We start from the raw sequence: 13,454 nt of genomic DNA, 5'->3' as shown, positions 1-13,454 counted from the left end.
CCCCATGACGAACAAACTTGCCGTCCATCTCGGGACTCGCGGGAACAGCTCGGTCGAGCGTGCAGGGCACCGGGGTGCCCATGCCGCCGCGGTCGATACCAATACGCTTCGGCCAGCCAGACGACGCCTGCGGCCGGCACGGCCTCCCGTCCCGCTCACTCGACGCCGCCAGCCCTCCCCAATGGCGGTGCTGCTGGTGGCGGCTTTCGGCGCCTTCCTCGCCTTCCTCGATTCCACGATTGTCAACATCGCCTTCCCGGCCATCCAGCGCTATTTCCACAACAGCGACATCAGCAGCCTCTCGTGGGTGCTCAATGCCTACAACATCGCCTTCGCCGCCTTCCTCGTGGCCGGGGGCCGGATCGCCGACCTCCTCGGACGCAAACGCATGTTCATCTACGGGGTGGTCCTATTCACCGCCGCGTCCGGCCTGTGCGCTGCCGCCAACACCGTCGGGCAGCTGGTGGCATTCCGGGTGCTGCAGGGCGTCGGCGCGGCGATCCTGGTACCGGCGTCGCTGGCGCTGGTTGTCGAAAGTTTCGACGCCGCCCGCCGCGCACACGGAGTCGGGCTGTGGGGTGCCGCGGCGGCCATCGCCTCGGGCCTCGGTCCACCCATCGGCGGCGCTCTCGTGGACGCGTCGAGTTGGCGCTGGGTGTTCCTGGTGAATCTGCCGTTGGGTGTCGTGGCTGTGGTGGTGGCCCGTCGCGGGCTGGTCGAAAGCCGGGCCTCCGGACGGCGGCGCATGCCCGATTTACGGGGGGCGGTGTTGCTGGCTGCCGCGCTCGGATGCCTGACGCTCGGTTTGGTCAAGGGGCCGGACTGGGGCTGGATCGGACCGGCAACGATCGGGTCGTTGTTAGCCGCGGCGGTCGCAATGCTCGGATTTGTTCTGAGTTCGCGGTACCACCCGACACCGCTGATCGAGCCGGCGTTTCTGCGCATCCGGTCGTTCACGGCGGGCAACACGCTGACGCTGATCGCCAGTGCCGGGTTCTACGCCTACCTGCTAACCCACGTGTTGTTCCTGAACTACGTGTGGGGCTACAACTTGTTGCGCGCGGGCCTAGCGGTCGCGCCCGCCGCCTTCGTCGCGGCGGTTGTCGCGGCGGTTCTCGGGCGCGTGGCCGACCGACACGGGTACCGCCTCATCATTGTCATCGGTGCGCTGATCTGGGCCGGCAGCTTGCTGTGGTACATCGAACGTGTTGGCAGCACACCGCATTTCCTCACGGAATGGCTGCCTGGCCAGATGCTGCAGGGCATCGGCGTCGGCGCGACGCTGCCGGTGCTCGGAAGCGCCGCCCTAGCCGGGCTGGCCGCCGGCGGCAGTTACGCCACCGCTTCGGCGGTAGTCAGCAGTACCCGCCAGCTCGGCGCCGTGATCGGCATTGCGCTGCTCGTGGTTGTAGTGGGCACGCCAGCCCGCGGCGCAGCCGAAGAGGCGCTGCGAAGAGGCTGGGTATTAGCCGCAATTTGTTTTGCGCTTGTTGCAATCGCCGGGTTCTCGCTCGGCCGCACCCGCCACACCACCGCGGAGGCGGACGAGGTCGAGCCTCCGCTGCAAACCGATCTGCCCCAATCGCAGCGCGCCCCCGCGGTGACGACCTCGCCCGCCGAGCTTCGGCCCGCCGCAGCCGAGGTGGATCCGCTCGGCGCTTTAACGATCTTTGCCGGGCTGGACCCGGTCACCCTGGCAGAGCTGCGAGACCACGCCGAGCAGGTCGAGCTGGAGGCCGGCTCGTACCTCTTCCACGCGGGCGAGCCGTCCGATTCCCTCTATGTAGTTCGCAGCGGCCGCTTGCAAGTGCTCCAGAACGATGTCGTGCTAAGGGAATTGGGCCGCGGCGAGGTCGTCGGCGAGCTGGGGTTCCTGATCGACGCGCCCCGCTCCGCATCGGTGCGCGCGGTGCGCGACTCCACGCTCGTGCGACTCACCAAGGCCGAATTCGACAAGATCGCCGACGTCGGCGTCATGGCTGCCCTCGTTCGAGTGCTGGCTACCCGGCTGCATCAGAACCCGCCGCCCGCGGGCCCGCGTACGCCGGCGCCAGAGGTGGTCATCGCGGTCGTCGGCGTCGACGCCCATGCGCCCGTGGCAATGGTCGCCAGGGGACTGGTCAACGCGCTATCGGTTCGGATGCATGTGGTGAACCCGGGGCTCGTGGACCGCGAGGGGCTGGAACGCGCTGAGCGCCTGGCCGACAAGGTGGTGCTGCACGCGGGGCTGGACGACGCGCAGTGGCGGGACTTCTGCACGCGGTCGGCCGATCGTGTCGTCCTGGTGGCGGCCGATCCGGCGCCACCGTCTGCGCCGCTGCCGGCACGCGCGATGGGGGCCGACCTCGTGTTAGCCGGACCGCCCGCCAGCCGTGAACACCGGCGCGCGTGGGAGGAATTGATAACGCCGCGGTCGGTGCACGCCGTTCGCCCCGCACACGCGCCTGTTGACTTGCGTCCGCTCGCCGCTCGCATCGCCGGCCGGTCGATCGGGCTGGTTCTCAGCGGCGGCGCGGCACGAGCGTTCGCCCACCTCGGCGTGCTCGAGGAACTGGAGGCGGCCGGCGTGGTGGTCGACCGGTTCGCCGGCACGAGTATGGGGGCTATCATCGCGGGATTCGCGGCCACCGGTATGGACGCGGCAGCGGTAGACGCGAACATCTATGAATACTTCATCCGCAGCAACCCGACCAGCGACTACACCCTGCCGAGCAAGGGTCTGATCCGCGGGCGGCGCACCTTGGCAGCTCTCCAGAGCGCTCATGGAGAGCGCCTGGTTGAGGAGCTGCCAAAGGAATTCCGCTGCGTGAGTGTCGATCTGCTGGCCCGGCGCCCGGTTGTTCATCGTCGAGGCCGACTGGCCGACGTCATCGGCTGTTCGCTGCGGGTGCCGGGACTGTACGCGCCGGTCGTCTACGACGGCACGCTGCACGTCGACGGCGGCGTGCTCGACAACCTGCCCATAGCCGCTCTGGCACGCGATGAGGGCCCGTTGATTGCGGTGAGCATCGGCACCGGTAACCGTGCACGCGTCGCCTCGGCGGCGGACGAGCCCCGTGCCCCGCGGATTCCGAGCATCGTCGACACGCTCATGCGCACCATGACGATCGGCAGCGCCATGGCAACGTCGGCGGTACTGGATCACGCCGATCTCGCTATCCATCCCGACACGAGCAGCATCGGTTTCTTGGAGTGGCACCAAATTGACCGTGCCCGTGAGGCAGGACGGATGGCAACACGTGAAGCCTTGCCTCAGATCATGGAGCTAGTGCAGCGCTAGCCTTTTGGACGATAAAAATTCTCAACCGCCGTCGGCGACAAGCCTTTTCGTGGTTTTGCGCGCGATAACCGGGAATACGGTCTCCATCCCGCTGCGCCCTTTGATTTCGACGGATTCGCCTGCTCCCCAGGTGAATTGCTCCGCAACGGAGCGGTGCACGCCGCTGGTCACCAGCACTGCTGCGCGTCCCTGGCGGCCGGCCAGCCCGGACAACCGAAAAGCCAGATTGGTTGCATCGCCGATCACCGCGTCGGCCGATCTGGTCATTGCGGCTAGTGCAGCCATGCCCCGCACCACACCCCAGCCCATGTGGATGGGCGAGCCGTCCGGTCCGCGCAATGGCAGCTCTGGCCCGAGCTCCTCGACGCGCTGATTTGCGGCGAGCGCGAAGTCGATTGCCAGCTCGGCAGCGTTCGGGAACCGGCCAAGCTCCCAGACTGCGAACAACGCATCGCCGGCGTAGTGGGCAAGTGTTCCCTGATGGGCTTGCAGTACACCGCGGAGCTGACGCCACAAGGTGTGCAGGCTCTGCGCTATGACTGCCTCGTCCGTCACCTGGGAGATTGTCGAGTAATTAACGATGTCGCCGACCACCATCACCATCGCGGCATGACTAAACCGGGCTCGCGTTGCGCGCACGGCGGTCGCCGGGACGGCGGTGAACCGCTGCGAGTGAAACGTCAGCGCCACATCGCCGAGCCGGATTTGGTCGCCGGACTTGATCGGCACCAAAGCGGCGCGTTCCAGCCGAACGCCGTTGAGCAATGTGCCGTTGGTGCTGGTGTCGATCACGTAAGCCCGGTTGGTTGCGGCATCCAGCCGAAGTTCGAGATGAGTGCGTGAGATCTCCGGGTCATCGATCACCAGCCGCCGTTGCTCGCTGATCCCCGTGCATTCCCGGCCGACAAAGAGCTGATCAAACACCGGTATGCGGCGTTCAGAGTCGCCCTCATGGACGACGAGGTAGGCCGGGGGCTCAGCGGGCTGTCCGCCCGGCCCGTTGACAGAGGCCGCCATCATCGCCTCGCTGCTAGCCGTCGCCGCGCGCACGTCGGTTGCGTGGACGCCGTGTGAATTAGTTTGGTTCTCGAGCTCGACCGGGCTGATCATACCGAGTGCGGGGTGGCGACGACGCCGGTTCTAGGCGCGCGTTCGGTCCGCTAGCTGAGGCTCAATTTTCGTTCAAGAATCTGTACAGGGCTACCTCAGGGCCTTTCTTCGACACCCAAAGACACCGCCCGCAACACGCGCACGGCTCTCGCCTGTCTGGCAGGCTGTAGTGGCCGACGATGATGCTCTACAACAGATTTCAACCCCGCCCACGATGCAGCCGCTGTGGTCTTTGTTGCTACGAGTCAGAACGCATTGACGGTGGTATCGGTGCGGACAAGCATGCCGTGGCCAGTTCCGTCGTTGGTGAAGCGAATGCCGTCGTTGCTCGCCACGACTGTCCAGTCCTGAACGTGGTAGATCTGGCCGGGGACCAAAGTCTGAAAAGGGGCATGGTTGTAGCCGACGCCGATGTTCGCACTTCGGTAGGTGAACTGGCCCGACGCGGTGACGACGGCTTGATCGTCGCCCGCTGGGGCGTGAACGAAATTGCCCTGGCAGACCACATTAGGGCCGACACCCGGATTTGTATCGTCTGAGCCGATCTCACAGAGCATCGGCGGTATCTGAATGTTCACCTTCGTGTCGTGCCCTGGCGTGGGATCGGCGCTTGCGAGCGGCGCGACCGACAGTGCGGCGATGCTAACTCCCGCTAGTGCAATTTTCTTCATCTCAGTCCACTCTCAAAAACGAGTCTAGACGTCCCTGCCGTGTATCACTCAAAACTAGTCACAGTCGGTGCATTTCGCGTTCCATTCGCGAGTCTTCAAGGAAGTCGAGTCGGGGCGGATAAGTCCGTTGCTTGGGTGGGGAACCCTCCGATGATGCGGTGAAAATGCGGTCCTTGGCCACCGCGAGCGCATGAGCCGCTCGCGTCCACCAACGAGTCGGTGGCGCCAGGACGGCGGCCGCGGTGCTGAAGAGTACCTCTTGTTCTGTGATGAGGATTGGGGCTGGATCTGCTTGAACGTCGTCGAGTGGTGACGCCGTCTCCCGGTCCATTTCCGCGCCGGATATGGACTCGTTGTCGGCGGCGAGCGGCAGCGGTGTAGCCGTCAGTGGTTCGGACACGTCGGGTTTCCTCCTTCTAGTGATGCCGAGCTTTCCGGCGTGGCCAGAGTCCATCGTGGGCCTTGGCGGATTCTTGGAGGTGTGGGATGCACGCTACGGACTTGAATTGAATCGCAACCAGAGAACCCTTGGTGAAAGTCGAAACATGCACGGCGACAGGGTGTTTCGCCCGGGAAGTCCGACTCCGCGCGGCGCGGGTGCTAGGTATGCTTACGTCGCGCAGAACACCGTGGAATGCGTCAAGCCGTAGAAGCTCGGGTAGAGGAGGTACGCGATTCAGAAAGTCTATGTCAAGACGAAAAGTGCTGAAGGCCTTGGAACGTCGGCAGTTAGCCACTCGCACGTGGTCACTTGATCTACGCCGGCGCAGCGGCCATCACACCAATTCGCAACCTATTTTCCAAGAATCTTCCAAGTTGTCGGCTTCAAGCTTGCAACGGCCTGAACAACTGAAACGACAATTACCAAGCGCCATCGCCCTACCCGAGAGAGGAGAGACCGTGGCCGTACCACATCGGGCACAAACGTTGGGTGTCCTCAGTGCTAATCACCCCGCAATACGACGGCACCTCTCAAACCACCGACTTACTGGTACGGCGATCCCTGCAACCGGGTGGAAACCGGGAGGCCGGGTAGGACCAACCGAAATTACCAAGTGGGAATTCGTCGGTCAGCAATGGAAGCAGGCCCAGCCGCGTGTTTTCTATTGCATTAGTTCGCAACTATTGCATGAATACTGGCCCGCTATCGCGATGCGGTAACTAAGCTGTGGGCACGCAGAAGGAGATGGGGATGAAGCTTTCGCCTCGTACGATAATTGTCACTGCTGCCGCCGCATTTGCCTTAGTCGTCGCTATCAGTGGCTGCGGCTCACACGGTTCACATCCGGGCGGCTCTTCAGGCGCCTCAGCATCTGCCGCGAACAAAGATGTGGCAACCATACTCAGCTCGGCGGCAGACGCCATGCGCAAGGTCACTGGCATGCATGTGAGCCTTGCGGTGCAGGGCAGCGTGCCCAACATGCTGGTGACCAAGCTCGATGGCGACATCTCCAACACGCCGAAAACGGTCGCTACCGGCACCGCGACCCTCCTCGTCGGGCAATCTCCCCAAGACGCGAAATTCGTCTATGTCGACGACCATCTCTATTCCGATATCGGAAAACCCGGTTCTTACACCGATTTTGGCAACGGCAAATCGATTTATAACGTGTCTGTGCTGCTGGATCCGAACAAAGGGTTAGCGAACGTGATCTCGAAGCTGCAGGGTGCATCCGTGGCGGGCACAGAGCAGGTGAACGGGGTCGCAACCACCAAGATCACCGGCAATTCATCCGCAGACGACATCGCGACATTGGCCGGTTCCAAATTGACCGCCCAAAACGTCAAGACGGTGCCGACTACCCTGTGGATCGCTTCGGATGGGTCTTCGCATCTGGTCAAGATTCAGATCAATCCCACCGGCAACACTTCGGTGTCCCTGACGATGTCCGATTGGGGCAAGCAGGTCACGGCCACCAAGCCACCAACAACATAGGTGGGCTCGGAAAGGAATCACCAATGACGATCAGGACCCATCGGCGGCGCCTCGCAGTGGCCGTCGCGGCGATGACCACGGCCATTTCGACAACCGTCGCTCTTGCCCCCGCAGCGGGCGCGAACGATCCATACGGCGCAATCGCCTACACCGTGACCGGATGGTGGGGGCGTTCGCAAAACTACCCAACCGCGGCCTCGGCGCAGGCCGCCGCGCTCAACTCGTGCGCGTTCTCCGATTGCCAGGTGTTGGTTACCTTCACGGCCTGTGGCGCCGTCGCCGCCAATGGTTGGGTACGTTCGGGCGGGTACGGCAACAACCTCAGTGCCGCGATGCAGGATGCCCTGATGAAGGTCGGCGGCGGCTGGATCGACAACTGGGCCTGCAACTGATGTCCTGTGCCGGAAAGTGTTTGAATAACTGTGGATTTGGTGGATAGCCGAATGGGGTAGACCTGTAGCCGGGCCGGCCCGACCTGATTTAGCTATACCGGTGGACTTTTTAGTGTTGAGTCCTATTCTTGAGGCCTGGTTCGGCAAACGCGGTGGAGGCTACGCGTGGACGATAAGACCGACATCATCACCAGGAATCCGCCGCGTCTGGAACTGCGCGCCGGTGCCCGCACCTGGCAGGCCAGCGTCGGTCGTAGTTGGACCATCGGACGCGCCAATGAGGCCGACATTCGCCTGGAGGATCCGAGGGTTTCCCGACAGCATGCGGTCTTGCAGGCGACGCCCACAGGCTGGGTCTTGGTCAACCACAGCCGCAATGGGATGTTTGTGTACGGGCAGCGCGTCGACAGTGTGACGATAATGAGCCGGCCCGTCACAGTGTTTCTGGGTTCGGCATCCTCGGGCGAGGCGCTGCAGATACGCCCGATACACCCGGTGGCCGCGTCGGCGGCACCGACACAGCGAGCACCGCGCCAGGGCCCCACGACGATCGCCCGTGCGCCGACCGCGGTACATGCGATCGAGCAAGTGGTCGTCACGATCGGGCGGGCACCCCAGAACAACGTGGTCCTCAACGACTTGTTGGTCTCGCGCCGCCATGCCATCCTGCGCCGCTCGGGCAACCGGTGGGAGCTCGTCGATAACAACAGCGCCAACGGAACCTACGTCAACGGCAACCGGATTCGCCGCGCCGTCATCGGCCCCGACGACGTGGTCGGTATCGGGCACCACCTGCTCCACCTGTTCGGCGACACACTGGTCGAACACGTTGACGTCGGCGACGTCTCCTACGAGGCGACGAACCTGCGGGTGGCCACCAAAGACGGCAAGGTGTTGTTGGCCGACGTCAGCTTCGCGTTACCGGAACGCTGCTTTATGGCGGTGGTGGGACCTAGTGGTGCGGGGAAATCCACGCTGCTGGGGGCGCTGACCGGGTTTCGCCCAGCCGGCGCGGGCGCGGTAGAGTACGACGGGCGCGATCTCTACGAAAACTACGCCGAGTTGCGGCACCGAATCGGCTTTGTGCCGCAGGACAACATCTTGCACACTCCGCTGACGGTGCGCCGGGCGCTGAATTACGCTGCGCGGCTAAGGTTTCCACAGGACGTTTCCGCCGAGGAGCGTAATCAGCGCATTGAGGAGGTCTTGGGCGAGCTGGGGCTGGCGGCGCAGGCCGAACAACGGATTGACAGTCTTTCCGGGGGTCAGCGCAAACGCACCAGCGTCGCGCTGGAATTGCTCACCAAACCGTCGTTGCTGTTTTTGGACGAGCCGACCTCGGGCCTAGACCCCGGGTACGAGAAGTCAGTGATGCAGACTCTGCGCGGCCTCGCCGATGACGGTCGATCCGTGGTAGTGGTCACCCACAGCACCGCTCAGCTGAACTTGTGCGACCGTCTCCTCATCTTGGCGCCGGGCGGTCGGCTGGCCTATTTCGGTCCGCCGCAACAGGCCCTGACCTATTTCGGCTCCAGCGACTTCGCCGACCTGTTCAACCTTCTCGAGCACGACACCACGACCGACTGGACCGGCCGTTTCGTCGCCTCGCCCCTTCACGACGCCCTCACGGGCCCGCGCCGGACTCAGCAACTGACGGCGCCCCCGGCCCCGGCGCAGCCTGTCCGCCAACAGAGTCCGTTCGCACAGTTTGCCACTCTGAGCAGGCGATACCTGGCGGTCATCGCCGCCGACCGCCAGTATGCGGCGACCATAGTGCTTCTGCCGCTGCTGCTGAGCCTGTTCGCCCACGCGGTCCCAGGCAAGGCGGGGTTGTCGATCACCAAGGCCATTTTGCAGACGTCTGCGCAACCCTCTCAACTGCTGGTCCTGCTAGTTATTGGCGGCGCGCTGATGGGCTGCGCGTCGTCGATCCGCGAGATCGTCAAGGAACGGGCGATATATCAACGCGAACACGGGATCGGCCTGTCGCGTGCGGCCTACCTGTGCTCCAAGCTGCTGGTCCTGACAGTGATCACCAGTCTGCAAGGGCTGATCCTCGGGTTGCTTGGCGGCGTATTGCTACCTCCGCCGGACCAGTCGGTGGTGATCCCTTGGCCGCGCCTTGAAGTGGCTCTGGCGGTCGTCGCCGTGACGGTGGTCTCGATGATCATCGGCCTGCTGATTTCGGTGACGATCGGCAACGCCGACCGTGGAATGCCGCTGCTGGTACTCGTCGTCATGGCCGAACTTGTGCTCTGCGGTGGGATGTTCGGTGTGAAGGGCCGGGTGCCCCTGGAGTATCTCGCGTGGCTGTCGCCGTCGCGGTGGGCGTATGCCATGGGCGCTTCCACCGTCGACCTAAACGACCTGCGCCGCCACTTCTCCGGTGAAACGGACCCGATGTGGGATTACAAATTCAGCAGCTGGGCGATTGCCGCGAGTGCGTGCGCCATACAGGCACTCGTACTGGTGATCTTGCTCGCGATCCAGCTCAAACGGCTGGATCCGCACCGCAAAGTAATTAAGTAAAAGCCTCGAAGGAGGCTTGAGTGCAGGGCACACAGTTTGGTCCCTACTGGCGGCGATCATGACGGCCACCAATGTCCTTGAGGCAGAACCCATATGACGACTGAACCACGGGCTCCTGACTGGTATCCGGACCCTAGCGGCAAGCCCGGCCTGATGTATTGGGATGGTCAGCAATGGCACACGAGCATTCCGGCCATGCCCACTCCCATCACCGAGGCAGCGCCTGAGGCGCAACGCCGCAGCCGTACCAAGATCGCACTCATCCTCGGCGCCGTCGTCGTGCTCGCAGTCGCGATGCTGGTAGCCGTTCCCGTCATCGTCCAGAAGGTTTGGAATACTGCTCCGCCTTCACCGGGGTTGAGTGCTGACGTGCTGGCGCCGTTCGCCCGGGAGTGGAAGGGCATGCGAGAAAGTGTTGTGATCGACCGCACCGGCCACGGTCATTTCCACTACATGAACATGAAAGCCTGTGCGAGCTGTTCAATGGCTGAGATGCCCTACAGCACATTCGAATTCACGCTGACATCGGTCTCCAGTGGCACGGCCAGTGGGCATATCACCGCCAGCTCAGATCCACACTTTCCGGTAGGCGAGCCGGTGGCGGCCACACTGGCATCGCAGGACACGATTGAGTGGGCTATCGGTGGCAAAAAGGTGGGGCTTTTCTGCGGCTCAAATCCGGCGTGGTGTGGCGGTTGAAAGTGGTGCTCTGGGGTGTGTGGGTTGGGGTGTTGGCTGGGTTGGTGATTTGGCTGTGGGTGGGGGTGTGGTTGGTTAGCATGTTGCTCCAGGTGGGTGATGGAGGCCGCCGGTGGATGAGGTGGTGTTTGGGCGCTACCGGCTGATCGCGTTGATCGGCGAGGGCGGCATGGGCAAGGTGTTTAAGGCCCATGACAGTGTGATCGGCCGTGATGTGGCGATCAAGGTGTTGCCGACTGAGTTGAGCGCGGAGCCGGGTTATCGGGAGCGGTTTCGTCGGGAGGCGTATACCGCGGCGCGGTTGATTGAGCCGCATATCATTCCGATTTTTGATACTGGGGAAGTTGATGGCCAGCTGTATTTGGTGATGCCGGTTATTGACGGGGTCGATTTGCATGGGTTGTTGGCGCGTGATGGGCCGATGGACCCGGAGCGGGCGGTGCATGTGATTGCGCAGTTGGCTGCTGCGTTGAACGCCGCGCATGCGGTGGGGTTGGTGCATCGCGACGTCAAGCCGTCGAACGCGTTGGTGACTGGTGATGACGATTTTGTGTATCTGATCGATTTCGGTATCGCGCATGATGCTGCGGCCACCAAGTTGACCAGTACCGGGATGATGGTGGGGACGTGGGCGTATATGGCTCCGGAGCGTTTCACCACTGGTACTGCTGATGGGCGCGGCGATGTGTATGCGTTGGCGTGTGTGCTGTATGAGTGTTTGACCGGTGTGCCGCCTTTTCCGGGTGACAGTATGGAGCAGCAGATCGCCGGGCATCTGACGTTGGATCCGCCCAAGCCTAGCGCTGTTAATTCGGCGGTGCCGGCGGGTTTTGATGAGGTGATCGCGAAGGGGATGGCCAAAAGCCTCGACGAGCGTTTTCAGAGTGCTCGGGAGTTGGCCCGCGCGGCCCGGCAGGCGTTGACCGCGACCGCCGCGCCGCGGGGTGAGCCTGCTCCTACGTTGCTTGCCGATTCAGCCCGCCCCGCCGCCGGACCCACTCTCGGTGGCGAACCAGCGCCGCCGCCCACTGCGGCAGCCGACTCGGTCCACTCACTGCCGGCTGAGTCGACTCCGGGCACGGCCTCCTCTGCTGGGCGGGGTGGGAAGGCGGTGAAGGCCCGCCAGGTGATTGGGCGCGACAGGTTGGGGGTGTTGACCAAGATCGGTCAGGGTGGGCAGGGGGTGGTGTATCGGGCGCCGAACGTGAAGACGAAGTTCGCGGCGTCGATGGTTTATAAGGAGTATCGGGCGCAGGCTCGGGCGGGGATTGATTTCACTGCGTTGGCTGAGATGCCGGCTTTGGTGGAGGAGTCGCTGACTTACGCGCAGGCGGAGCGGCTGGTGTCGATTGCTGCGTGGCCGTGTGCTTTGGTCGAGGATGCCGGTAGCCCAATGGGTTTCGTGATGCCGGCTATTCCTGATGAGTTTTTCATCGATTTGACGACGGTCAGGGGGGTGTCGCGGGCCAGCGCGGAGTTTCAGCATTTGTTGAATCATTCCTCGGTTTTGGCGGCGCGGGGCATCGTGGTCGATGAGGTGCAGCGCTATACGTTGTTGCGGGAGGTGGCTTCGGGGTTGGCGTTTTTGCACAAGCACGGTGTGTGTGGGTGATATCTCCCCGAAGAATCTGTTGTTTTCCCTTGTCCCGCATGAGGGTGTCTATTTCATTGACTGCGACGCGATGCGCATCAACGGTGTGTCGGCGCTGGCGCAGATGGAGACTCCGGGCTGGGAACGGCCTGCCGGTGAGGATTTGGCCACCATCTATTCGGATGCCTACAAGTTGGGCTTGTTGGCGCTGCGGTTGTTGGCCGGTGACCATGACACCAAAAACCTTCAGCACCTTCCGGCGAGTACACCGGGGTTGTTGCGCCAGGTCATCACCGACACGCTGAGCAACCCGTCCCAGCAGCGCCCGCTGCCTGAGGCCTGGAGCTATGTGCTGGGTCATGCCATCGAACACGCCCAGCACCAAAAAAAGACCGCGACCCCGACTGCCACGCCGGTGAGTGTCGCACCGGCGCCGCCGCCGACCCCGGTGGTGCATTCTCGACCGCCGGTGGGCTCTTCGGCCCCACCAGCGCCCGCCCCGCCACCGCCGTATTCCACGCCGCCGCCACCCCCCGCCTGGGCGCCACCACCACCACAACGCCAACCCGCCTCACCGGCCAAAATTTGGGCCGGCGTCGGTGTCGCGGCAGCCATTATCGTCATCGTGGCCGTGATCGCGATAACCCTGGCCACCCACAACACCAGCACACCAACAAGCGCACCAACAACCTCATCCGAACCATCGGCATACCCGTCCGATTCGTACTCCACCCCCACAAGTTCACCGAACACGCCGACCGCGTCGGTGCCTCCGCCCGATTTGGTGCAGACGCCCGACTCGTACGGTGTGAACTGTTCGGATGGGTACCACGTGGGGATGAACCACTCAGCATGGGCGACCAACGCTGGGCGCGGTACCGATCAAACATCTTGCCAATTCGCCAACAATGTCCTGCAGGCCTATTGGAACACCTATCACTCACCTAGCCGTGACTCGCGTCAGGTCATCGTCGGAGGCGCGGTCCCTTGCCCTCAGGTCAGTGCGAACGCCGTTACGCCCGTCCCATGCTCCGGCAACGACTTCGTCATGACCTGCGTCGCGAATGGCGACGACCCGTGGATAACGTGCACCGGCGGAAACAACGCCAAAGTCTACATCTATTAGCCGCTGTAATCCCAGCCACTGCAACGGTATTCGGCAGCACAGTCGCAGCTGACACCGCAGCTTCTGCGCTGAGCGCCTTGCTTCGATACCTTGACCAGCGCCATAGGCCCACTCAGCACA

10 protein-coding genes are annotated in these 13,454 nt (G+C 63.4%); 7 read left to right on the top strand and 3 right to left on the bottom strand.

The genetic code is table 11. From position 1 onward, the window contains the following. The first annotated feature begins 181 nt into the window (after nucleotides 1-181). Complete coding sequence (locus tag G6N15_RS01770) at nucleotides 182-3,280, top strand: MFS transporter (protein WP_372506461.1); 3,099 nt, start codon at nucleotides 182-184, stop codon at nucleotides 3,278-3,280. 21 nt (nucleotides 3,281-3,301) lie between these two features. Here the strand turns inward: G6N15_RS01770 and G6N15_RS01765 are convergent, their stop codons facing one another. From G6N15_RS01765 to G6N15_RS01755, 3 genes are all read right to left on the bottom strand, one after another. Beyond that, nucleotides 3,302-4,390: an adenylate/guanylate cyclase domain-containing protein gene (locus tag G6N15_RS01765; protein ID WP_232070324.1), complete on the bottom strand. Its 1,089-nt coding sequence runs from the start codon at nucleotides 4,388-4,390 to the stop codon at nucleotides 3,302-3,304. A 245-nt stretch (nucleotides 4,391-4,635) separates the two neighbouring features. Further along, the gene (locus G6N15_RS01760) at nucleotides 4,636-5,061 is read right to left on the bottom strand and encodes a DUF2059 domain-containing protein (protein WP_083089371.1); all 426 of its coding nucleotides are present in this window, start codon (nucleotides 5,059-5,061) and stop codon (nucleotides 4,636-4,638) included. Between the two features lie 58 nt (nucleotides 5,062-5,119). Next, the gene (locus G6N15_RS01755) at nucleotides 5,120-5,461 is read right to left on the bottom strand and encodes a hypothetical protein (RefSeq protein WP_083089368.1); all 342 of its coding nucleotides are present in this window, start codon (nucleotides 5,459-5,461) and stop codon (nucleotides 5,120-5,122) included. Nucleotides 5,462-6,253: 792 nt separating this feature from the next. Here G6N15_RS01755 and G6N15_RS01750 point away from each other — a divergent pair. The 6 genes from G6N15_RS01750 to G6N15_RS01725 all read left to right on the top strand — a co-directional run bounded on the left by G6N15_RS01750 (nucleotide 6,254) and on the right by G6N15_RS01725 (nucleotide 13,334). Next, entirely contained in the window at nucleotides 6,254-6,997 is a 744-nt protein-coding gene (locus G6N15_RS01750; protein WP_083089394.1) for an LppX_LprAFG lipoprotein, read from the top strand. A 23-nt stretch (nucleotides 6,998-7,020) separates the two neighbouring features. Beyond that, nucleotides 7,021-7,389: a DUF4189 domain-containing protein gene (locus G6N15_RS01745; protein WP_083089367.1), complete on the top strand. Its 369-nt coding sequence runs from the start codon at nucleotides 7,021-7,023 to the stop codon at nucleotides 7,387-7,389. Between the two features lie 165 nt (nucleotides 7,390-7,554). Beyond that, nucleotides 7,555-9,918 (top strand): FHA domain-containing protein, encoded by a 2,364-nt coding sequence (locus G6N15_RS01740; RefSeq protein ID WP_083089364.1) that lies wholly within the window; start codon nucleotides 7,555-7,557, stop codon nucleotides 9,916-9,918. Nucleotides 9,919-10,011: 93 nt separating this feature from the next. Next, nucleotides 10,012-10,617 (top strand): DUF2510 domain-containing protein, encoded by a 606-nt coding sequence (locus G6N15_RS01735; RefSeq protein WP_083089362.1) that lies wholly within the window; start codon nucleotides 10,012-10,014, stop codon nucleotides 10,615-10,617. A gap of 112 nt (nucleotides 10,618-10,729) precedes the next feature. Further along, complete coding sequence (locus tag G6N15_RS01730) at nucleotides 10,730-12,229, top strand: serine/threonine-protein kinase (protein ID WP_163747899.1); 1,500 nt, start codon at nucleotides 10,730-10,732, stop codon at nucleotides 12,227-12,229. Further along, nucleotides 12,222-13,334, top strand: coding sequence for a hypothetical protein (locus G6N15_RS01725; RefSeq protein WP_163747896.1), 1,113 nt, complete (start codon nucleotides 12,222-12,224; stop codon nucleotides 13,332-13,334). Before G6N15_RS01730 ends, G6N15_RS01725 begins: the two co-directional genes overlap by 8 nt. The last annotated feature ends 120 nt before the right edge of the window (nucleotides 13,335-13,454 follow it).

Source organism: Mycobacterium noviomagense (assembly GCF_010731635.1).
In the GTDB taxonomy this organism is placed as follows: Bacteria; Actinomycetota; Actinomycetes; order Mycobacteriales; family Mycobacteriaceae; genus Mycobacterium; species Mycobacterium noviomagense.
The sequence above is the reverse complement of the archived record's forward strand: the minus strand, read 5'-3'. Positions and strand labels throughout refer to the sequence as shown.